19 protein-coding genes are annotated in these 21,351 nt (G+C 73.1%); 10 read left to right on the top strand and 9 right to left on the bottom strand.

Features of this window, described 5'->3' with window-relative positions; translation table 11 throughout:
• Positions 1 to 38: 38 nt before the first annotated feature.
• The 3 genes from ACIQGV_RS25340 (at position 39) to ACIQGV_RS25350 (ending at position 4,149) form a co-directional block, all read left to right on the top strand.
• Positions 39 to 911 carry a winged helix-turn-helix domain-containing protein gene (locus ACIQGV_RS25340; RefSeq protein ID WP_402497776.1) on the top strand — a complete coding sequence of 291 codons (873 nt, stop codon included), beginning with the start codon at positions 39 to 41 and terminating at the stop codon, positions 909 to 911.
• Entirely contained in the window at positions 911 to 1,627 is a 717-nt protein-coding gene (locus ACIQGV_RS25345; RefSeq protein WP_402497777.1) for an HAD family hydrolase, read from the top strand. The genes ACIQGV_RS25340 and ACIQGV_RS25345 overlap by 1 nt, the downstream gene beginning before the upstream one ends.
• A 326-nt stretch (positions 1,628 to 1,953) precedes the next feature.
• Entirely contained in the window at positions 1,954 to 4,149 is a 2,196-nt protein-coding gene (locus ACIQGV_RS25350) for a phosphotransferase family protein (RefSeq protein ID WP_402497779.1), read from the top strand.
• 25 nt (positions 4,150 to 4,174) lie between these two features.
• Here ACIQGV_RS25350 and ACIQGV_RS25355 read toward each other — a convergent pair whose 3' ends face one another.
• From ACIQGV_RS25355 to ACIQGV_RS25365, 3 genes are all read right to left on the bottom strand, one after another.
• Positions 4,175 to 5,137 (bottom strand): zinc-binding dehydrogenase, encoded by a 963-nt coding sequence (locus ACIQGV_RS25355; RefSeq protein WP_402497781.1) that lies wholly within the window; start codon positions 5,135 to 5,137, stop codon positions 4,175 to 4,177.
• Positions 5,138 to 5,413: 276 nt separating this feature from the next.
• Positions 5,414 to 6,244 carry a nitroreductase/quinone reductase family protein gene (locus ACIQGV_RS25360; RefSeq protein ID WP_402497783.1) on the bottom strand — a complete coding sequence of 277 codons (831 nt, stop codon included), beginning with the start codon at positions 6,242 to 6,244 and terminating at the stop codon, positions 5,414 to 5,416.
• A 475-nt stretch (positions 6,245 to 6,719) separates the two neighbouring features.
• Positions 6,720 to 7,610 carry an NAD(P)-dependent oxidoreductase gene (locus ACIQGV_RS25365; protein ID WP_402497785.1) on the bottom strand — a complete coding sequence of 297 codons (891 nt, stop codon included), beginning with the start codon at positions 7,608 to 7,610 and terminating at the stop codon, positions 6,720 to 6,722.
• Positions 7,611 to 7,679: 69 nt separating this feature from the next.
• Between ACIQGV_RS25365 and ACIQGV_RS25370 the strand changes: the two genes are divergently transcribed.
• The 5 genes from ACIQGV_RS25370 (at position 7,680) to ACIQGV_RS25390 (ending at position 10,456) form a co-directional block, all read left to right on the top strand.
• Positions 7,680 to 8,024 (top strand): winged helix-turn-helix transcriptional regulator, encoded by a 345-nt coding sequence (locus ACIQGV_RS25370; protein WP_402497787.1) that lies wholly within the window; start codon positions 7,680 to 7,682, stop codon positions 8,022 to 8,024.
• 95 nt (positions 8,025 to 8,119) lie between these two features.
• Positions 8,120 to 8,731: a DinB family protein gene (locus tag ACIQGV_RS25375; protein WP_402497790.1), complete on the top strand. Its 612-nt coding sequence runs from the start codon at positions 8,120 to 8,122 to the stop codon at positions 8,729 to 8,731.
• Positions 8,732 to 8,819: 88 nt separating this feature from the next.
• Positions 8,820 to 9,227 (top strand): helix-turn-helix domain-containing protein, encoded by a 408-nt coding sequence (locus tag ACIQGV_RS25380; protein ID WP_402497792.1) that lies wholly within the window; start codon positions 8,820 to 8,822, stop codon positions 9,225 to 9,227.
• A 77-nt stretch (positions 9,228 to 9,304) separates the two neighbouring features.
• The gene (locus tag ACIQGV_RS25385) at positions 9,305 to 9,997 is read left to right on the top strand and encodes a hypothetical protein (protein WP_402497794.1); all 693 of its coding nucleotides are present in this window, start codon (positions 9,305 to 9,307) and stop codon (positions 9,995 to 9,997) included.
• A 123-nt stretch (positions 9,998 to 10,120) separates the two neighbouring features.
• A complete protein-coding gene (locus ACIQGV_RS25390) occupies positions 10,121 to 10,456 on the top strand; it encodes a DUF2516 family protein (protein WP_402497796.1) in 336 nt (111 codons plus the stop codon).
• Positions 10,457 to 10,497: 41 nt separating this feature from the next.
• On the opposite strand, the gene ACIQGV_RS25395 is transcribed toward ACIQGV_RS25390, so the two are convergent.
• The 3 genes from ACIQGV_RS25395 to ACIQGV_RS25405 all read right to left on the bottom strand — a co-directional run bounded on the left by ACIQGV_RS25395 (position 10,498) and on the right by ACIQGV_RS25405 (position 14,318).
• A complete protein-coding gene (locus tag ACIQGV_RS25395) occupies positions 10,498 to 11,766 on the bottom strand; it encodes a PP2C family protein-serine/threonine phosphatase (RefSeq protein WP_402497798.1) in 1,269 nt (422 codons plus the stop codon).
• A gap of 348 nt (positions 11,767 to 12,114) precedes the next feature.
• A complete protein-coding gene (locus ACIQGV_RS25400; RefSeq protein ID WP_402497801.1) occupies positions 12,115 to 13,203 on the bottom strand; it encodes a C40 family peptidase in 1,089 nt (362 codons plus the stop codon).
• Positions 13,204 to 13,508: 305 nt separating this feature from the next.
• Positions 13,509 to 14,318, bottom strand: a complete 810-nt coding sequence (locus ACIQGV_RS25405) for a class I SAM-dependent methyltransferase (protein ID WP_402497803.1) — start codon at positions 14,316 to 14,318, stop codon at positions 13,509 to 13,511.
• Positions 14,319 to 14,504: 186 nt separating this feature from the next.
• On the opposite strand from ACIQGV_RS25405, the gene mshA reads away from it, so the two are divergent.
• Together mshA and ACIQGV_RS25415 are read left to right on the top strand one after the other, a co-directional pair.
• Positions 14,505 to 15,845, top strand: a complete 1,341-nt coding sequence (gene mshA / locus ACIQGV_RS25410) for a D-inositol-3-phosphate glycosyltransferase (protein WP_402497806.1) — start codon at positions 14,505 to 14,507, stop codon at positions 15,843 to 15,845.
• Positions 15,838 to 16,338 carry a YbjN domain-containing protein gene (locus tag ACIQGV_RS25415; RefSeq protein ID WP_402497808.1) on the top strand — a complete coding sequence of 167 codons (501 nt, stop codon included), beginning with the start codon at positions 15,838 to 15,840 and terminating at the stop codon, positions 16,336 to 16,338. The genes mshA and ACIQGV_RS25415 overlap by 8 nt, the downstream gene beginning before the upstream one ends.
• 45 nt (positions 16,339 to 16,383) lie before the next feature.
• Here the strand turns inward: ACIQGV_RS25415 and ACIQGV_RS25420 are convergent, their stop codons facing one another.
• From ACIQGV_RS25420 to ACIQGV_RS25430, 3 genes are all read right to left on the bottom strand, one after another.
• On the bottom strand, positions 16,384 to 17,679 hold the full coding sequence (locus tag ACIQGV_RS25420) for an MDR family MFS transporter (RefSeq protein ID WP_402497811.1): 1,296 nt from the start codon (positions 17,677 to 17,679) through the stop codon (positions 16,384 to 16,386).
• A 119-nt stretch (positions 17,680 to 17,798) separates the two neighbouring features.
• The gene (locus tag ACIQGV_RS25425) at positions 17,799 to 19,577 is read right to left on the bottom strand and encodes a stealth conserved region 3 domain-containing protein (RefSeq protein WP_402497814.1); all 1,779 of its coding nucleotides are present in this window, start codon (positions 19,575 to 19,577) and stop codon (positions 17,799 to 17,801) included.
• 12 nt (positions 19,578 to 19,589) lie between these two features.
• Positions 19,590 to 21,191, bottom strand: a complete 1,602-nt coding sequence (locus ACIQGV_RS25430) for a stealth family protein (protein ID WP_402497817.1) — start codon at positions 21,189 to 21,191, stop codon at positions 19,590 to 19,592.
• Positions 21,192 to 21,351: the final 160 nt, after the last annotated feature.

The raw sequence follows: 21,351 nt of genomic DNA on the forward strand, positions 1-21,351 counted from the left end.
TCAAGCAACTCCCCATAGATGGGTGAGAGTTGTAGCGTTTGGTCGTGACCCAGGAGAACGTGGCAGTGAACGGCAGCAGAAGGCTCACGCCCCAGGAGATAGCCGCCACTCTGCGCGAGCGGATCCGGACCGGGGAACTCAAGGCGGGCGACCGCCTGAAGACCCAGGCGGAACTGGCCGAGGAGTTCGGGGTGGAACGCGGCGCGGTCCGCCAGGCGCTGCGCGCCCTCCAGGAGGACGGCCTGCTCAGCAATGTGAGCAAGGGCAGCCCCCCGCGCATCGCCGAGCCCGCCCCCGCGCAGGCCAGACCGCAGCCGACCATGGTCGCCCTCGCCTCACGCCTGACCGAGGCGTTCTCCGCCCCGCACGTCCGCATCGACGCCGCCTGCCTCACCGCCGAGACGCTGATGCTCGCCCTCAGCGAGCCGCTGCGCCGCATCCACGTGGGCAGCGTGCGCCCCGAGTCCATCGACGTACGGATCCTGCTGCCCTCGCGGAAGATCAACCTGGCCTTCCCGGTCCCGGTCGAGGGCCGCGCCGAGGACGTCCACGACCGCTGGCTCGCCCAGCGCAACGCCCAGGGCCATGTCCTGCGCCACAACCTCCAGTCCCTGCGCTCCACGCACGGCATCGACGTCCGGGTCGGCTTCCGCGCGCTGCCCTTCACCCCGCCGGCCAAGCTGTACGTCCTCAACGGCACCGAGGCCCTGTTCGCGTACTACATGGTGTCCCGCCGCGAGGAGACCACCGACGGCGAGACGCTCGACATGTACGACGTGCTCGGCACCGAGTCGCTGCTGTTCTCCTTCGACCGGCGCAGCGGACCGCGGGACGAGGCGTTCGTGGAGCAGTCGCGGACGTGGTTCGACGCCCTCTGGGAAACCATCACCACGGACCTGACACTCTCCTAGTGACTTCTGAGACGAGGAACGACGCCGAACGGCTGCGGCGGCTGACCGGTCGCGCGCGGGTCGTGCTCTGGGACTTCGACGGCCCCGTCTGCCGGCTGTTCGCCGGCCACTCCGCGGAACGGGTGGCCGGAGACCTGGTGGAGTGGCTGGAGGGAAGAGGACTCAGAGGGCTGCTGGAGGACGAGGAACGCGAGGCCGTGGACCCGCACGTGGTGCTGCGCGCGGTGGACCGCCGGCACCCCGGCAGCGACCTCCTGGCCGAGCTGGAGGAACGTCTCACCCAGCACGAGCTGCGCGCCTCCCGGCTCGCCATGCCGACCGCCTACGCCGACCCGCTGATCCGCACCTGGGCCGCGGTCGGCGTACGTCTCGCGGTCGCCACCAACAACTCCGCGCGCGTGGTCCGCGACTACCTCTCCGGCCGGGGCCTGCTGTCCTGCTTCGCCCCGCACGTCTACGGCCGCACCCAGGACCTCCACCTCCTCAAGCCCGACCCGCACTGTCTGCGCCGGGCCCTGAACGCCACCGGCGCGGCCCCCGAGGACGCCCTGATGATCGGTGACGCGGCCACCGACTTCCAGGCCGCCCGGACGGCCGGGGTCCCCTTCCTCGGCTACGCCCGCAACCCGCGCAAGGAGAAGCTGCTGCGCGACGCCGGGGCCACCACCGTCGTCGGCTCGCTGGAACTCGTCCTCCAGGTGCTGCGGGGGGCCTGACCCGGGCGCCGCACCCGCACGGGCACCCGGCCGGGCGAGCCCGACGGGCAGGGGCCGGGGGTGCGCTAGCATGCCCGCACCGCATGCACCTGTGCTCCGGCCCGGCGTCCGGATCAGGCCGGCCGGCCCCGGACGGACGGGTGGCCGACCACCCGTCGGGCCCACCCGGCCAGGACCCCGGCCCTCCGGAGCGCCGGCCCGGAGCCGAGCGGTCCGCCGTGCCTTTTTCCTCCTCTCCTCTCTTTCCTCGTCCTCCTCGCAGTCCTTCGTCGTCGTCCTTCGTCGTCCTTCGTCGTCCTTCGTCGTGCGAGTCCCCGGAGTGGCCAGTGGGCGCACCCCCCGTTCCCGCGCCTCCCCCGCGGGAGCACATCGCGCCGGATCCTTTCGGCGCGTTCGCCGCGGACGCCGTCGGCACCGCGGCCCCCGCCGGGCCGGACGGCGGCCACCGGCACCACCGCCGCACGATGCCGCTGACCGGGCCGGCGGCCCGTCTGCTGGGCCGTGAGCCGGGCACCCCGGTCACGGTCCGCGTGCAGCGCACCGGCGTCCCGCCCGCCGCCGTCCGGACCTGGCGGGACGAGACCCGGGTCCTCGCCGCCGTCCGGAGCGTCCTGCCCGAGGTGCCGCAGTGCCTGGTGCAGGGCGACGGCTACACCGTCCACAGCCATGTGGAGGGCGTTCCCCTGACCGGCCTGTGCGCCGACGGCGAGCCCGTCGGGCCGGGCCCGATGAAGGCGCTCACCGCGCTGCTCGCCCGGCTGACCCAGGTGCGCCGGACGGCCCTGCCCCCGCTGCCGGCCGGCTGGCCCGGCAACTACACCGACAGCCGCGCCTTCCTGCGGGCCCTGGCGCGCATGGCGGACGAGCAGCTCCGGCAGCCCGGACAGCCTCTCTTCGGCGGGCTGTTCAAGGCGCTGGGCATCCCCGAGGACGCCCTCCTCCGGCTGGGCGAGCGGATCCCGTCCCTGGCCCGCCGGCCCTACAGCCTCCTGCACGGCGACCTGCGCCGCGAGCACCTGGTCGTGCCCCACGGGGGCGATCCGCCGGTCGTCTGCGTCGACTGGGAACTGGCCACCTACGGCGACCCCCTGTACGACCTCGCCACGCACCTGGTGCGGATGCGCTACCCGGCCGCGCAGTGGTCCCGCGTGATCGACCTGTGGGCCGACGCCATGCGCGCGGTACGGCCCGCGGCCCTCAACGGGCTGGGCCGGGACCTGGACCGGTACGTCGCCCTCGAGCGGGCCCAGTCGCTGTTCCCGGAGGTCATGCGGGCCGCGCGGTCCCTGGAGGAAGCTTTCGACCAGCGCGGACTCGACCTCGCGACGCACCGGGTGCGCCGGGCCCTGGAGGACGCGGCACAGCCCCTCGCGCTGGGGAACGTGCCGGAGACGGACGAGATCGGCCGGATCCTCCAGCGATGGCGGGCCTCCCGGGCCGACGCCACCCGCCGGGACCGGGCCCCGGGTGCCCACCGCATCGCGTGGTCCCGGGACCGGCGCGTCCCCCTGCGCGCCGACTTCCCGCCGTCCGCGGTGGACCGCGCGCTGGCCGCCGAGGGCGCGGCACCGGCCGGCCGGGTGTTCAAGGGCACCGCGCACCTGAACTCCGTGGTGTGGCCGGACGGCGTGGACTTCCCCGTCGTGGTCCGGCGCAGGGTGGCCCATGTGCCGCGCCGCGAACGCAGTTTCCTCAGCGAGCACGCCGTGCTGCGGGCCGTCGAGACCTCGGGCGCGGGGGTGTCGGCGCCCCGGGTGCTGGCGCTGGGCCGCAGCGACGGCACCGACCAGTTCGCCATCCATACCTACGAGGGGCAGCCCGACATCGACCGGCCCCCCAGCCACCCGGTGGACGGCCTGCGGCCCCACGAGGCCGACCGGCTCGTCGACCAGCTGTGCGCGCTGACCGGGGTGAACTACCGCTCGCTGGACCCGGCGGCGGGCGGCGGCCGGTTCCACGAGTGGCTCTGCGGCCAGCTCGTCCAGATGGTCCGCGACCTGCCCGCCGAGTCGCAGCAGGCGGCCCGCTTCCTGGGCCTGCCCGACGCCGACCGGCTGGCCGAGATCCTCGCCCGCCACCGGGTCGGCCCGCGCGAACCCGCCCTGCTGCACGGCGACCTGAACCCGTGGAACCTGGTCCGCCGCGACGACGGGCCGGCGCTCACCCTCATCGACTGGGAGATGGCCGTCGTCGGCGACCCCCTTTACGACCTGGTCCGGCACATGCATCTGACGCCGACCCGGCCGGAGATCCGCGACCGTATGTTCCGCCGCTGGGAGTCCCTGCTGCCCGGCGCGCACACCACGGACTGGCAGCGCGACTGGCGGGTCTACCGCTGGATCGAGGTCGTGCGCTCGGCGTACGTCGACCTCGACCGGCTGGTGACGGGAGCCGGCCTGGACGCCCCCAACGTGCGCCGGGCCGTCGACTCGTACGCCATGACGCTGGCCGCGGCCGGTGCCTCGCTGGGGCTGCCGCTGCGCCGGGGCGCCGACCCCCGGCTGGCCCGCGCCCTGGCCTGAGGGCGCCGGGCCGGGGCGGGCGCGGTCAGCCGCGCAGTACGGCCTTGCCCAGCAGGCCGCGCGACTCGATCGCGGTGTGGGCCGCCGCCGCGCGCTCCAGGGGGAACACCTCGCCGATCACCGGCCGCAGCCGTCCGGCGGCGGCCTCCGCGAAGGCGGCGGAGGTCAGACGGCGCAGATCGGCGGGCCCGAACCGGACGTGCTGGATGCCGAGGAGGGTGATGCCCCGGCGTCCGGCCTCCTCGGCGTCGACGGGCGCGAAGCCGCCGCTCGGGGCGCCGTGGGCGGAGAAGCGGCCGCCGTCGGCGGTGAGGGGGAACGCGGCGGCGCCGGTCTCGCCGCCGACGCCGTCCAGGACGACGTCCGCCGCCCCGCCGAGCGCGGCCCGGGCCCGCTCGGGCCAGTCGGTCCCGGTGAGGTCGACCGTCTCGTGCGCGCCCAGCTCCCGCACCAGGCCGGCCTTGGCCGCGGTGCGGACCGGCGCGACCACACGGGCGCCGCGGGCGCGGCCCAGCTGCACCAGCAGCGTGCCCATCCCGCCGGAGGCGCCGAGGACCAGCACCCGGTCCCCGGCACCCACGCCGGCCTGCTCGACCACCCCGCAGGCGGTCACCCCGTCGTGCACCAGGGCGGCGGCCGTGAGCAGGTCCAGCCCGTCCGGCACGACGGTCAGCGCGTCCACCGCGGCCACCGCCAGCTCGGCGTAGCTGCCGGTGACGAAGGCGGCGACCCGCCGGCCCAGCCACGCCCGCTCCACCCCCTCGCCGAGCGCCCGCACCACCCCGGTGACCCCGCCCCCGGGGACGTACGGCGGGCGCACCGGGAAGAACTCCTGGCCCCAGCCGGCCCGCAGCTGGGTCTCCAGGAAGATCGTGTCCGCGTGCGCCACCCCGATCAGCACCTCGCCCGGACCCGCGACCGGATCGGGCACCTCCACCGGGACCAGGACCTCCGGACCGCCGAACTCCGTCACCTGCACCGCACGCATGGATTCCCCCTGCACTGGCCGATCGCTGTGACGGCAGTCTTCGACCTCGACCGCACTTGAGGTCAAGCGACGACAGGCCCTAGGGCCCTTCTGACGGATCTCCGCGGCGTCGCGGCGTTCGGCACGCACTCCCCCACTGCCTCAAGGGCGCGGGAGGTGCCCCCAGCCGCACGACACGAAGGGCCAGGTGGCTCCGCCACATGACCCTCCGCGCCGCACACCGATCGCACGCACCGAACGCCGCTCCTTCTCCCACGGAGATCCGCCAGAAGGGCCCTAGACGTCCAGCAGGGGGATCAACTGCTCCTCCTCGTACGCCAGATGCGCCTCCAGCTCGAACGTCAGCCGCTCGACCTCGGCGCGGGCGACGGCCGCGTCACCGCCGTCGATCGCGGCACGCAGCTCCTCCACGAGCGCGGCGATCTTCTCGTGCTCCGCGTGCAGCCGCGCCACCGCCTGCGCGGCCTGCGGATGGCGGGCCTCGACGGCCGGGAGGAGCCCCAGGCCCTCACCGGTGTGGTGGTTGTGCAGCCCGTGGCAGAAGGTGAGGCAGTTGGCGCGCAGCTGCGCCCCGAGGCCGGGGCCGGATGCGCTCATCTCGCTCCGCAGCAGGGCGAGTTCCCGGCGGAAGGCGTCATGGATGACCTTGAGGCCCTCCGCCATGGAGCCCGCGTTGACGTTCGGCGGGCCCTCGGCGGGGAGTGCGTGCAGGGCGACCACCGGCAGGATCCGGTCGGTCCTGCTCTGGTACTCCGCCCAGCCGGGGTCGGCCTCCACGGCCCGGGCGAAGGCCCGGTCCCGCTCCTGGCCGGCCAGAGGCACGGCCCGGGCCCGGTAGGTGAACACCCCGTCCTCCACGGTCACCTCGGGATGCGCGAGGAGGTTGTGGTACCAGGCGGGGTGCCGGGGCGCCCCCGCGGCCGAGGCGATCACGAGGACGCGCTCGCCGCCGTCGGGCAGATACCCGAGCGGCACGGTGCGGGGGCGGCCGGAGCGGGCGCCCCGGGTGGTCAGCAGCAGCAGTCTGGCCCCTTCGAGGAACCCGCCGACCTTGCCGTGGTGGGCGCGGAACTCCTCGATGACCTGCTGATTGAAATCGTCGGGCATGCTCTTCTTCTCTCTGTCGCTCGCTTCTCTTCCTGATGAAGGGGAGGGACAGAGACGGCGGACCCCTGGTCCGCGCCGGCCTCACTCAGAGGCCGGGCAACACCCAACTCGCTCACGGCACATGGCCGACCCGGCAGTCATGCGGTGCACGCTAGCCGCGCCCCGGGGAGAGCGGCAAGACGTTTTCGCCCCAGGCCCCCGCGGGCGGGCTCCGGCCCCCGGCTCCGGTCCGGCCCCAGGCCGCCCGCCGTCGGCCCCGGGCTCTCGCCGCCTGCCGCCTGCCGCCTGCCGTCGGCCCCTGGCCCTGGCGGCCTGCCGCCGGCTTCGGTCGCCAGACACCTAGGCCCCTGCCGCTGCCCCGGGGCGGGATCCGGCCCCCGGCCGCCGACCCCAGGCCGCCCGCCGCCCGCCGTCGGCCGCCGGATCCCGGCCGCCGGCTCCGGTCCCCGCAGGTCCGGGGCCGGATCCCGTGCCGTCAGCCGCGTCCTGCCAGCAGCTCGGTCGCGCGCATGAAGCCGCCCGCGCCGTGGCCCAGCCCGATCAGCCGGCGGGCCAGACCCTCCGTCGCCCGCATGACGCTCGCGTCGATGCCGTGCGCCTCGGAGGCGTGCACGATGTGGGACATGGTCGACACGGCCGAGGTGACGGGGTTGAGGTGCCCGGAGAACGTCCCGTTCTCGACGTCCTCGGCGAACTCCTCGAACAGCGGCGGCAGGATCGTGGCGATGCCCTGCGCGAACGGCGCGAGCTCCCTCGGGGAGACCCCTTCCGCCCGGGCCACCGTGAGGGCGTGGGCGTAGCCGGACATCGCGGTCCAGAAGACGTCGAGCAGCGCCAGGTCGTACGCAGCCGCCCGCCCGATCTCCTCGCCGACGTGCGTGTGGCTGCCGCCGAGCAGTTCCAGGACGCCCCGGAACCGTTCGTACAGGGCGAGCGGGCCGCTGTGCAGGAACACCGCGTCAGGGGTGCCGATGCTCGGCGTCGGCACCATGATCGCCCCGTCGAGGTAGCCGATGCCGTGCCGGTCGGCCCAGGCGCCGAGGTCGCGGGCGCGGGCCGCGGTGTCGGCGCTGAGGTTCACCACCGTGCGGCCCTTCAGGGCCTGTGCGACGTCGTCCTGCCGCAGCACGGCGTCCGCGGCGTCGTTGTTCACCACGCACACCACGGTCAGTTCGCTCGCCTCCACCGCCTCGCGTGCGGACGCCGCCCCGTGCGCCCCGCGGGCCAGCAGCTCGCCGTCCCGTCCGGGCGTACGGTTCCACACGGTGGTCCGCACCCCGGCGTCCAGGAAGGTCCCGGCCAGGGCCCGGCCCATCGGGCCCAGACCGATCACGGTGACGGCAGACTGGTCGTCGTACGTGGACATGCTTCAACTCCTCTGTGCGAACGGCACAATCGAAAAAGGGAAGAACAACTCACAAGAAACGGGGCGAGAATGACGCGCAGCCGTGCCCACGACCCGAACGTGTGCGGAGTGACCGCCGCGATCTCCGTGATCGACGGCAAGTGGAAGACAGCGCTGCTGTGGGTGCTGGAATCGGGCCCGCAGCGGCCGGGCGAACTGCGTCGGCGGCTGCCCGGACTCAGCGAGAAGGTGCTGACTCAGGCGCTGCGCGAGATGGAGGAGGACGGGCTGGTGCACCGCGAGGTGTACGACGTCCTGCCGCTGAAGACGGTGTACTCGCTCACCGGCTTCGGCCGTGAACTCTCCGAGGCTCTCGCCCCCCTCTCCGACTGGGGCCACCGCCGTCTGGAGCGGCTGGCGGCCGCGGCCTCCTGATCATCTGCGACCAGCCTCGCCCGGCGGGCGGCGGCTGCCAAGTACCCACAAAAAAGTGGGTAGGAGGGCACCCGCCCGCCCGGCACACTGGCCCCATGAACCCCTCTGATCCCGATCCCAAGGCCGCCCTCGTCTTCTATCTGCAGACGGCCCGCGACGCGCTGCTCTGGAAGCTGGAGGGCCTGTCGGAGTACGACGTCCGGCGCCCGCTGACGCCGACCGGCACCAACCTGCTGGGTCTGGTCAAGCACGTGGCGACCATGGAGCTGGGCTACCTCGGCGACACGTTCGGCCGGCCGCACGGCGAGCCGCTGCCGTGGCTGGCGGACGCCGCCGAGGACAACGGCGACATGTGGGCCGCGGCCGACGAGTCCCGCGAGGACGTCGTGGAGCTGTACCGCCGCGCGTGGGCCCACGCGGACGCGACGATCGAGGCGCTGCCGCTGGACACCGTCGGCCGGGTGCCCTGGTGGCCCGACGGCCGGGACGAGGTCACGCTGCACCACGCCGCGACCCGGGTGATCGCCGACACCCACCGGCACGCCGGTCACGCCGACATCCTCCGCGAGCTGCTGGACGGGGCGGTCGGCATGAACGAGAACAACACCGGCCTGGCCTCGGAGGACCCGGCTTGGTGGGAGGGCTACCGCGAGCGGCTGGAGAACGAGGCGCACAAGGCGCAGGCCCGGAGCGAAGCGGGGGAGTGACCCGTACGGGCGCCCCGTCCCCCCGATGGTCTAACTATTGCAAGCGGGCTGCTTGCAATAGTTAGCGGGTTGGGTGCACAGTGGAGGCATGGCATCGCTCAACGTCGGCAGTCTCGGTGAGTACCTGCGGGAGCAGCGGCGCAGCGCGCAGCTGTCGCTCAGGCAGCTCGCGGAGGCCGCCGGGGTGTCGAACCCGTATCTGAGCCAGATCGAGCGCGGGCTGCGCAAGCCGAGCGCGGAGGTGCTCCAGCAGGTCGCCAAGGCGCTGCGGATCTCCGCGGAGACGCTGTACGTCCGTGCCGGGATCCTGGACGCGGAGCGGGACCGGGACGCCGTGGAGACACGGGCCGTCATCCTGGCCGACCCCACGCTCGACGAGCGGCAGAAGCAGGTGCTGCTCCAGATCTACGAGTCGTTCCGCAAGGAGAACGGCCACGCAAGCACCGCCGACGCCCTGAGCGGCGCCGACGGTGATCCGCAGCAGACGGCCGGTTGACCGGACCAGGGGACCGGCCGCCGTACCGCGGATCCACCGCACCCTCAGCCGAACGCGAATCCGGGAGGACCCTCACCATGGCCATCACCGACGACCTGCGCAAGACCTTCAGCGACCCGACTCCGCTCTACTTCGCCGCCGGCACCGCCGACCTGGCGCTGCAGCAGGCGAAGAAGGTGCCGGGCCTGGTCGAGCAGCTGCGCGCCGACGCCCCGGCCCGCATCGAGGCGGTGCGCGGCACCGACCCGAAGGCCGTCCAGGAGCGCGCCGCCGCCCGGGCCAAGGAGGCCCAGACGAAGGCCCGCGAGGCGCAGGAGACCGTCCAGACGAAGCTCACCGAGTTCTTCGGCGCCCTCGACGGCGACCTGAAGAAGCTCGGCAGCACCCTCGACGCCGACCTCAAGAAGCTCGGCGAGTCCGCCCAGGACCTCGCGCTGCGCGGGGTGGGCGTGGCCGCGGAGTACGCCGTCAGGGCCCGTGAGACCTACGAGAAGGTCGCCGAGCACGGCGAGCAGACCGTGCGGGCCTGGCGCGGCGGGGCCGCGGAGCAGATCGAGGACCTCGCCGTGGCCGTCGAGCCCGAGGCCGCGCCCGCCAAGAGCGAGCCCGAGGCCGCGCCCGCCGAGCCGAAGGCCGAGCCCGTCGCGGTCAAGGACGAGCCGGCCGAGGAGAAGCCGGCCGAGGCGGCCGCTCCGGCGAAGAAGACCACGGCCAAGAAGGCGTCGACCCGCAAGACCGCCGCCAAGAAGACGACGCCGCCGGCGAAGTGACCGGGACGGGCACGGCGACGGGCCGGGCACTTCGTGAGTGCCCGGCCCGTTGTCCGGGTAGCGGGGCCGTGCATGCGGGTACGGTGACCGCGTGAGGACGATCCGAACCGGATGGTGGACATCATGCTGATGCAGGGATTCGCGGGGTTCATGGCCCTGCTGAGTCTGGCCTTCACTCTTTTCAGCGGCTTCGCGCTGGTGGACGCCGCGGTGCGCCGCGAGGACGCCTACCGCGCCGCCGACAAGCAGACCAAGCCGTTCTGGATGGTCATCCTCGGACTGGCCTTCGTGGTGAGCCTGATCTTCGGCATCCTGTCGTTCCTGCCGATCATCGGCCTCATCGCCAGCATCGTCTACATGGTCGACGTACGCCCGGCCCTGCGCCAGGTCTCCGGCCCGCGCCGGGGCGGCGGCAGCAGCAGCGACGGGCCCTACGGACCGTGGAACGGCGGCCGCTGAACCCTGCGGGGACCGCGTCCTGCGGTCCCTGAGGCGTCCCGCTACGGCACCCGGTCCAGCAGCAGGACGGCCACGTCGTCCGTCAGCTCGCCGCCGTTCAGCTCGCGCACCTCGTGCACGGCCGCCCGCAGCAGCTCCTCGCCGCGCAGCCCTTCCGCCAGCTGCCGGCTGATCATCTCGACCATGCCGTCCTGGCCCAGCCGCTCCCGGCCCGCGCCGATGTGCCCCTCGATGAGGCCGTCGGTGTAGAGCATCAGGCTCCACTCGGCACCCAGCTGCACCTGCATCCGCGGCCAGCGCGCGCCGGGCAGCAGCCCCAGAGCCGGGCCGTTGTTGTCGTACGGCAGCAGCTGCGGCGCCCGTCCCGGCCGGGCGATCAGCGGTGCCGGGTGTCCGGCCAGGCACAGTCCCGCCCGGCGGCCGTCCGGGGCGATGTCCACCGTGCACAGGGTCGCGAAGATCTCGTCGTCGGAGCGCTCGTGCTCCAGCACCTGCTGGAGCGTGCTCAGCAGCTGGTCCCCGCACAGCCCGGCCAGGGTCAGCGCCCGCCAGGCTATGCGCAGCTCCACGCCGAGCGCGGCCTCGTCCGGGCCGTGCCCGCAGACGTCGCCGATCATGGCGTGCACGGTGCCGTCCGGGGTGCGGACGACATCGTAGAAGTCGCCGCCGAGCAGCGCGCGTGAGCGGCCGGGACGGTAGCGGGCGGCGAAGCGCAGCGGGGAGCCGTCCAGCAGCGGCGTGGGCAGCAGCCCGCGCTCCAGCCGGCGGTTCTCCTGAGCACGCATACGGCCCTCGGCGAGCCGCCGCTCGGCCGTGTCGGAACGTTTCCGCTCGACGGCGTAGCGGATCGCCCGGCTCAGCAGCCTGCCGTCCAGCTCGTCCCGGAAGAGATAGTCCTGGGCGCCGACGCGTACGGCCTGGGCGCCGCGCTCGGCGTCACCGGACGCGGTGAGCGCGAGGACGGCGTGCCGGGGCGCGATCTCCAGCACGTGCTTGAGCACGGCCAGCTCGTCGTCCGGCTCGCCCGCGCGGCCCGGTGCGGTCAGCGCCAGGTCGAGCAGGATGCAGTGGACGTCGTCGGTGAGCAGCCGCCCGGCCTCGGTGAGATTGCGGGCCGTGCGGACGCGGATCGGCTGGCCGGCCGAGTCGAGCAGGTCGGGCACGATGGCGGAGCCGCCCGGGTCGTCCTCGATCAGCAGCAGCGTGAGGGGGGCGGTGTCCTCCTTGGTGGGGCCGACGACGGACGCGGCCTGCGCCTGACCACTTTCCACGGCCGGGATCGCTCTCTGCCGCGGTACGGGTACGGGCATTGTCCTGTGTTCCTTCCCTCCCCCCGAGGGCACGGCGGGGCGAGGAGCTCGACCCACCGATCCGGACCATAGCGGGTGACGCCGCCGCAGCGGAATGGCCTACAGCACCCCGTCCGGCCCCAGGTCCCTGTCATATGCCGCTTTTCCTGCCGCAGTTGGGCGAGGCGCCCGGGGGGCGGTGATGACGAAGGTCACGTTCCGGCGGAGTCCGGCAGCGACTTGGGGTGCGCCGGGTCACGTGTCGGGCGTCACGAGGCCCGGGTCACGCGGTCCGCGTCACAGGGCCCAAGGAGGTTGCACATCAGGTGTTTCCGCATCAGGACGCCCTGTGCCGGGCCTTCCGGACCCTCACGCGTCCGGCCGCACCACTCCGAGTATCGGCATCGAGCCCGCTCCCGCGACGGTCACCGTGCGTCCGGGGCGCGGGGCGTGGACCATCGAGCCGTTGCCGATGTACATCCCGACATGGCTGGCGTCGTCGAAGTAGATGATCAGGTCCCCGGGCCGCATGTCCTCGGCGTCGACCCGGGGCAGTCCGGCCCACTGGGCCTGCGAGGTGCGCGGGATCGGCCGGCCGGCGCTCGCCCATGCCCGGGAGGTCAGACCGGAGCAGTCGAAGGAGTCGGGCCCCTCGGCGCCCCATACGTACGGCTTGCCCTGTTGTGCGGCGGCGAACCGGACCGCCTTCTCGCCCTGTTCGCTGGCACCGGCGGTGGCGCCGTCGAGAACGCCCGTGCCGAGCCAGGCGGTCTGGGCCTTCTGTGCGGCCTGCCGCTCCAGCAGGGCCAGGCGCTCCTTCTCCTCCTTCTCCAGCTGCTTCTCCAGCGACTTCGCCTGGGCGATCCGCTTCTTGATCTTCTGCCGGGCGGCGGCCTTCGCCTTGCGGCTGGCCTCCAGCTTCTTCCACTGGGCGGAGGCGTCCTCGGCGTACTGCTCCAAGTCCTGCTGGGTCCGGGTCGTCCGCCCGAGCAGGTGCTTGGCCGCACGCTCGCCCTGGAGGATGCGTCCGGTGCCGTCGAGGAACTGGCCCGGGTCGTCGCTGAGCGCCAGCTGGGCCTCGGGCGGCAGCCCGCCCGTGCGGTACTGGGCGGCGGCCGCGGAGCCCATGCGGGCCTTGAGGTCGGCGAGCTCGGCGCGGCCCGCGGCGATCTTCTTCGCCAGCGCGGCGAGTTCCTCGGACTGCCGGGTGGCCTTCTCCTCGGCGGCGTTGTGGGCGTCGGTGGCGACGGCCGCGTCGTGGTAGAGGTCCTCCAGCCGCTTGCGGACCGCTTCGAGCTCCTGGTTGGTGGCGGGAGCCGGACGGTCCGCGGAGGCGGTGGGCGCGGGTTCGGGGGTGGGTGCCGGGGCGGCGAAGGCCGTGCCGGGAGCCGCCAGCACGGTGAGCGCGCACACGACGGTCACTGCCGCTGCGATCAGTCCGCGCCTGCCCGTTCCCATACGAATTCCCCCAACTGATTAACCGTCAGTAACTTCGGACGTCTGAGGGATCGTGCCATGCCGCCGCCCAAAACGACAGAGGCCGTACCGGGACGGGGACGGCCTTCCCCCGTCGGCCGTACAGCCGTGCCGTCTCCCCGTCCGTGTGACGAACGGGACGCGGAGTTCGTTCCAGGGGGCAAGGGCAAGGGCAAGGGCAAGGGCAAGGGCAAGGGCAAGGGCAAGGGCAAGGGCAAGGGCAAGGCCAAGGGGCCAAGGGTGAGGGGTCAGCGGCCGGGGCCAGGGCCAGGGGCCAGGGCCAGGGGTCAGCGGCCGGGGGCCAACGCCTCCCAGCGCAGGGTCACTTCTCCCTGGCGCCAGCGGGCCGGACCGTCCGTCAGCGGCCAGTCGGCGCCGAGGTCCCGCACCGCGCGGATCCAGCGCTGGCGGGCCCCGTAGGAGGCGTAGGGCGCGGCGGCGGACCAGGCGCGGTCGAAGTCGCGCAGGAAGGAGTGCACCGGCTCGCCGGGGACGTTGCGGTGGATCAGCGCCTTCGGCAGCCGCTCGGCCAGGTCGGAGGGCCGCTCCAGGGAGCCGAGACGGGTGGCGAAGGTGACCGTGCGGGGCCCCTCGGGGCCGAGTGCGACCCACACGTGCCGGCGCCCGATCTCGTCACAGGTCCCCTCCACCAGCAGCCCGCCGCGCGAGGGCCCGGCGGCCGGGGCGAGGCGGGCGCACAGCCGCTCCCAGACGGCGGCGACCTGCTCCTCGTCGTACTGCCGCAGCACGTTGGCGGCGCGGATCAGCAGGGGCCGCCCGGGGATCGGGATCTCGAACCCGCCGTGCCGGAAGGCCAGCCCCTCGCGCTCGTAGGGCAGGGCCGCGTGCACGCGCGCGGGGTCGATCTCGACGCCGACCACCCGCGCGCCCGGCGCCGCGGTGCGCAGTCGGCCGAGCAGTTCGACGGCCGTCCAGGGGGCGGCGCCGTAGCCGAGGTCGACCGCCACGGGGTCGGCGGCGCGGCGCAGCTCGGCGCCGTGCGCGGCGGCGATCCAGCGGTCCATGCGGCGCAGACGGTTGGGGTTCGTCGTCCCGCGCGTGACCGTGCCTACAGGGCGGAAGGCGCGGGATGTCATGCCTACGAGGGTATGCGGCCCGGTGTCCCGGGACCGTCTCCGATATCGAACGGTTGAGCGACAAACTGTAATGATTCGGCAAAGATGCCACGGGAGGAAATGGAACCCGACCATCCGTCGTTGCACCCCCTTGGAGGCCGCACCAGGTCCTCCGTCCGGCATGCCCGCAGCAAGGAGGAAGCCCACGTGAGCCACTACGTCGGCAGGCTCGGGCGTCGCTCTCCGGCGGCCCCCTCACGGCTCAGGCTCGGGCATCGGCGGCCCCGGCGCGTCGCGATGCTCTCCGTGCACACCTCCCCGCTCCACCAGCCCGGTACCGGCGACGCCGGCGGGATGAACGTCTACATCGTGGAGCTCGCCCAGCGGCTCGCCGCGATCAACATCGAGGTGGAGATCTTCACGCGGGCCACCACGGCGGCCCTCCCGCCCACGGTCGAGATCGTCCCCGGCGTCACCGTCCGGCATGTCGACGCCGGCCCCTACGAGGGCCTCGCCAAGGAGGAACTCCCCGCCCAGCTGTGCGCCTTCACGCACGGCGTGATGCAGGCATGGGCCGGTCACCGTCCCGGCCACTACGACCTCGTCCATTCCCACTACTGGCTCTCCGGCCACGTCGGCTGGCTCGCCGCCCAGCGCTGGGGCGTCCCTCTGGTGCACGCCATGCACACCATGGCCAAGGTCAAGAACGCCAACCTCGCCGACGGCGACACCCCCGAGCCCGCCGCCCGTGTCATCGGGGAGACCCAGATCGTCGCCGCCGCGGACCGGCTCATCGCCAACACCGCCGAGGAGGCCGACGAACTCGTACGGCACTACTCCGCCGACCCGGCGAAGGTCGGGGTCGTCCACCCGGGGGTGAACCTCGCCCGTTTCCGGCCCGGTGACGGCCGCGCCGCCGCCCGGGCCCGCCTGGGCCTGCCCCAGGACGCCCTGGTCCCCCTCTTCGCGGGGCGGATCCAGCCCCTGAAGGCGCCCGACGTGCTGCTGCGCTCGGTGGCCGTGCTGCTGGAGCAGCGCCCCGAGCTGCGCTCCCGGACCGTCGTCCCGGTCGTCGGCGGCCCCAGCGGCAGCGGCCTCGCCAAGCCGGAGGGCCTGCAGAAGCTCGCCGCCCGCCTCGGCATCGCCGATGTCGTGCAGTTCCGCCCGCCCGTCGGACAGGATCAGCTGGCGGACTGGTTCCGTGCCGCGTCCGTCCTGGTCATGCCGTCGTACAGCGAGTCCTTCGGCCTGGTCGCCATAGAGGCGCAGGCGGCCGGCACGCCCGTGCTCGCCGCCGCGGTGGGCGGACTGCCGGTGGCCGTGCGTGACGGGGAGACCGGCTTCCTGGTGCAGGGTCACGACCCGGCCGCCTACGCGCGTGTGCTGCGCGACTTCGCCGACACGCCGCAGCTGGCCTCGACCATGGGCGCGGCGGCCGCCCGGCACGCCCGCGCCTTCGGCTGGGACGCCTCCGCCGCCGCGACCGCGGAGGTCTACACCGCCGCCCTGCAGGCCCATCGCCGTCGCGTACGCTCCCACCATGGGTGATGCAGAGAAGGCCGCGCGGATCGTCGAAAGCGCCCTGAAGGACGCCGAGGTGGAGTGGGAGAGTCCCGAACCCGCCCACTACGTCGCCAAGCTCCCCGGCACCCGCAAGCTCTCGACGACCGTCTCCCTGATCGTCGGCCGGCACTCGCTGTCCCTCAACGCCTTCGTCATCCGCCACCCCGACGAGAACGAGTCCGGCGTCCACCGCTGGCTGCTGGAGCGCAACCTCAAGCTCTACGGCGTCGGTTACGCCGTCGACCCGCTCGGCGACATCTACGTCACCGGCAAGCTCCCCCTCGCCGCCGTCACCCCCGACGAGATCGACCGGCTCCTCGGCCAGGTCCTGGAAGCCGCCGACGGCAGCTTCAACACCCTCCTCGAACTCGGCTTCGCCACCGCCATCCGCCGCGAGTACGACTGGCGCACCTCCCGCGGCGAATCGACGCGCAACCTGGACGCCTTCGCCCACCTGCTCCAGCGCCCGCAGGACTGACCTCGCCGCGGCGCCGGGGTCCGGCCCGCGGCCGGCCCGCCGGTGTCACCCGGCGACGGGCTCCGACTCGCCGTCGCGCAGCGGCCGTTCGGCCGGGGCGTCCGCGGGGTCCGGCGATCCCGCCGCCGCGGGCTCCGGGTCCGTCGGCAGCGTGCGCATCAGAAGCCCGTAGCCGACCGCCGCGAGCGTGCCGACCAGCGCACACGCCCCCCAGAGCCACTCCGCGCCGAACCGGTCGATGAGGAAGCCCGACATCAGCGGCGCGACGAGGGCGGCGACGGACCAGGACATGGTGTACACACCCTGGTAGCGCCCGCGTCCGTGGACGGGGGAGAGCCGTACGACGATCCCGGTCTGGGTCGGCGCGTGGATGATCTCGGCCAGGGTCCACACGCACACCGTCAGGGCGAAGACGGCGACCGACCCGGCGAACGCGGTCAGCGCGAAGCCGTATCCCGCCAGCAGGGACGACACCAGGAGGAGGGTCCGCGGATCGCGGTGCTCGATGAACCGGGTCACCGGGATCTGGAGCGCGACGATCAGCACGCCGTTCACCGCGATGGCCAGGCCGTAGTCCGCGGGCGTGAAACCCGCCTCGCCCATGGCGACGGGCAGACCGATCGAACCCTGCTGGAAGATCACCGCGATCAGGAACGACAGCCCGACCACACCCATGTACCGCCCGTCGCGCAGCACCGTCCCGAGACCGGTCTCCTCGGCCCCGGTCCGCTCGGCGGCGGTCCTGACGGGCCTGGACTCCGGCAGCTTCAGGAAGACCACGATCGCGCAGGCCATGGTCATGCCCGCCTCGATCAGGAAGCCCGCGAGATAGCTGAACTCCGCGATGAAACCGGCGGCCATGGAGGAGACCGCGAAACCGAGGTTGATCGCCCAGTAGTTCAGGGAGAAGGCCCGGACCCGGTCCTCGGGGCGCACGATGTCCGCCATCATCGCCTGCACGGCCGGCCGGGAGGCGTTGGACGCCATGCCGACCAGGAAGGCCACGGCCGCGATCGAGACCGGGTCGTGCATGAAACCGAGCAGGGCGACGGACAGGGCCGTGGAGGACTGCGCGATCAGCAGGGTGGGACGCCGGCCCAGCCGGTCCGTCGCCACACCCGCGCCCAGCGAGGAGATGACACCGCCGAGCCCGTGCAGAGCGGCCACCAGACCGGCGTAGGAGGCGGAGTGGCCGCGCTCCAGCGTGAGGTACAGCGCCATGAACGTGGCGACGAAGGCGCCCAGCCGGTTCACCAGCGTGCTGGTCCACAGCCACCAGAACTCCCGGGGGAGCCCGGAGACGGTCTCCCGGACGGCACGTCTCATCGAGGCTGGTGACATCGCGCATCCCCCACGGCGGTAAGCGGCTCAAGCGGCAGCCACAACTTACGGACGCGGCCGCCGCGGGCGCCACCGGATTGACGGGCGGCGTCAATCCGGCGGGGCCGGCCGGCAGGGACTCAGTCCACCTGCGCCCGTGTCGCCTTCTGCGCGACCGGCCGCGGCGAGGCCACCTTGGCCCTGCGCTCGAAGCGGCTCGGGAAGGGGTACTTGCGCTCCAGGAACGTACGGATCGCCTGCTGTGCCGCCGCCCTGGCCGCCGGAGGCGTGTCCACGTCGTTCAGGCAGAAGAAGTCGATGTCCTCGCCGGCCGCCAGCCGCGCCAGCCGCTGGCGCATGTCCGGCGAACCCAGCAGCACGTACCGGAACAGGTACTCCGCGGGAACGGCCCGTCCGCTCGCGATCGCCCAGTGGTGGTGCAGCGTCGACGCCGGAGCCAGGTCCGAGGTGGAACGGAACCGCGAGTACGCGGTGCGCTCCAGCTCCTCGATCCCGAGGCTCTCCATCTCCCGCATCACCGACAGCAGCTGGGGGTGCGGGGTGTGCAGCGACTTCCGCGTGATCTGCCGGCCGTGGAACCGCCTGATCACCTCACGGGTGTTCTTGCCCGCCGAGTTCGGGGCCGGCTCCGCCGGATGCGGCGCGCCCACACCGAGCTTCAGCGGCGAGAACGGGATCCGGGCGATGCCGTTGCCGTGGAAGAAGTGCTCCGCCTGCACCGGACGGTTGATGAAGACGTCGTCGTTGAAGTACAGGAAGTGGTCCGACAGCCCCGGGATGTGGTGCAGCCGGCTCTCGATCGCGTGCGAGTTGAACACCGGCAGCGCGTCCGCCGGGAGGATGTCCCGGTGGTCGACCACCGTCAGGCCCTCCGCCTGCGGGTCCAGCCAGGACGGCGTCTGGGAGTCGGTCACCAGGTACACGTTCCGGACGAACCCGGCGTACATCTCCAGCGAACGCAGCGCGTACTTCAGCTCGTCGTGGCTCGTGTAGCGGGAGTCGCCGGTCTCGCGCGCGGCGATGTCGTTGTCGGAGCGCTCCTGGTGGGCGCGGCGCTTGGCCGCCATCGCCGGGTCGTTGCCGTCGACCCAGGTGTAGACGGCGTCGACCGGGAACAGCACGTCGTCGATGCCCGGCTCCGCGAACGCGGTGAACGTGGGCACCGGCCGGCGGTGGCCCTCCGCGAGGGCGGGCTTCTGCGCCGCCTCCGGGACGACCTCGGAGACCGGGTTGCGGCGCGGGGCGACCAGCGCCGTGCCGTACACGTCCGCCAGCTGGTCGCCCGGCACCGTCAGATGCGCGGGCTCCGCGCCCAGGTCACGGCCGTACCGCCAGAACTCGATGTCGCAGCCGGCCTCCAGCCCGCTGAGCACCTGCCCGGCCGGGCCGAGCCGGACCAGGCCGGTGCGCATCACCGGGGCCCGGCGCAGCGGCCGCGGCAGCTTTCCGTCGGCCCACAGCACCGCGTTCGACACCGTGCCGTCCGCGGCCACCGCGCCCACGTACGCCGCCGTGCCCGCGAAGTACCGCCCGGCCCGGGCCAGGACCGTGCCGCGGTGCGTCTCGGCGACACCGATCACCGGGCGCGGAGCACCGCGCCCGCGCTCGGAGGGCACCAGGAAGTACGGCACGCCCGCGTCCTCCAGCAGGCCGCACGCCTGCTCCAGGTCGGCCTCGGCGGCGTCCGCGGCGGTGTAGCCGGCGACCGTCGGGCCGTACAGCCGCTGCGGTCCCAAGGCGACCCGGCGCAGCCCGGGGACCGCACGCCGAAGACGGCGGCGGCGCCGGGCCGCACGCAGTGCCCACAGCCGGGCCGCCAGCCACATGCGGAACCGCAGCAGGAGATCCCGTGCGGCCCGCATGCCCGCCGGCGCCGGCAGGCGGTGACGTATGTCCATGGCCTCGGCCCGTCAGTCGCGCTTCTCGTAGGGGCTGGGGAACGGGAAGTAGTTCTCCAGGAAGTCGGCCATGCGGACGTGGACCTGCTCGCGCTCCTCCTCCGGCACGTCGACGTCGTTGAGGCAGAAGAAGTCGAAGCGGCGGTTGTTCTTCAGGTCGTTCAGACGCTTCTCGGCGTCCGGACGGCTGATGTTCACGTACCGGAAGCTGAACTTGCCCGGCACACCGCGGCCCGCCATCAGCGAGTAGTTGTAGAGCAGCGGCGCCGTCACGGCGATGTCCGTCGGCGAGCGGAAGCGCGACGAGGTGGTCCGCCGGATGTCCTCCGCGAACAGCTCCTCCAGCTCCTCCAGCGTGCCGCGGTGCTGCGGCAGCGGGGTGTGCATGAAGTTGTTCGTGGTGATCTTGCCGAACTTCTCCATCAGCAGCGCCCGGACGTTCTTGCTGGCGGAGTTGGTGGCCGTCTCCTCGGCGTGCGGCTTGCCCACGCCGATCTTGAGCGGGGACACCGGGACCCGCAGCAGGCCGCTGCCGTGGAAGAAGTGCTCCGGGGTGACACGACGGCCGCAGAACACGTCGTCGTTGAAGTACAGGTAGTGGTCCGACAGGCCCGGGATGTGGTGCAGCCGGGTCTCGATCGCGTGCGAGTTGAACACCGGCAGGACATCCTCGGGGAAGATGTCGCGGTGGTCGACGACCGTGATGCCCTCGGCGGTGTCGTCCAGCCAGTGCGGCTTCTGGCCGTCGGTCACGATGTAGATGTGCCGCACGAAGTCGGCGTACATCGCGAGCGAGCGCAGCGAGTACTTCAGCTCGTCGTGGCTGGTGTACCGGGAGGCGTTCGTCTCCTTGTCGAGGATCTCGGCCGTGCCGCGGTCCTGGTACCTGGCGCGCTTGGCCCGCATCGAGGGCTCCTCGCCGTCGACCCAGGTGTAGACGATGTCGACCGGGAACGTGACGCGATTCACGGGGGCCAGCGTCAGCGGGGCGAAGCTCGGCAGCTCCCGCTCGCCGACCTTCACGAACACCGGCTTCTGCTCGGAGGCCGGCAGCACGTCGGTGATGCCGTTGTTGCGCGGCGCGATCAGCGACTCACCGAATATGTCCTCGGACGCCTGCGGCTGCACCTTGGCCAGGCGCCGCTCCCCGTCCGGGCCGGCGAGGAGCGCCGCGCCGTCCTCCCAGAACTCCACGTCGCACGCCAGCTCCGGACCGGCCAGCAGCTGGCCCGCCGGACCCAGGTGGTTCTCGCCGACCCGCAGGACGGGAGAGGTGCGCAGCTGCGGGGGCAGGATCCCGTCGAGGAACATCGCCGGGTGCTTGAGCTGGCCGCCGGGCAGCGGACGGCCGATGTAGACGGCCTTGCCCGCGTACAGCTTCTCCAGGGCGGTCATGAACCGGTCACGGTCCACGGCGTTGACGCCGACGATGTGCCGGGTGCGCGCGGTCGGCACCAGGAAGTAGGAGATCTTCGCCTGCTCCAGCGCGGCGACGACCAGGCCGAGGTTGGCGGCGGCGGCACCGGCGGCGGTGAACTCCGTCACAACCCGCCCGTACAGCTGCTGGCCGCGTACCTCGACCGGACGCAGCACGGGGTCCGTCACGGCCGCCATACGGCGCCGTCGCATGGTTCGCAGCTGCCAGACTCGCTCGGCGGCCTTCCGCTCGATTCGCGGTCGCATCCGCCGCGCAAAGGAACGCACGGTCACGTTCTGTGCTCCTCATCTGAACCGCTACACCTGCGCTAACGAGACAGGTGGCTGTGGCAAAAGG

Origin of the sequence: Streptomyces sp. NPDC093094, from assembly GCF_044754345.1 — a bacterium.
Taxonomy (GTDB): domain Bacteria; phylum Actinomycetota; class Actinomycetes; order Streptomycetales; family Streptomycetaceae; genus Streptomyces.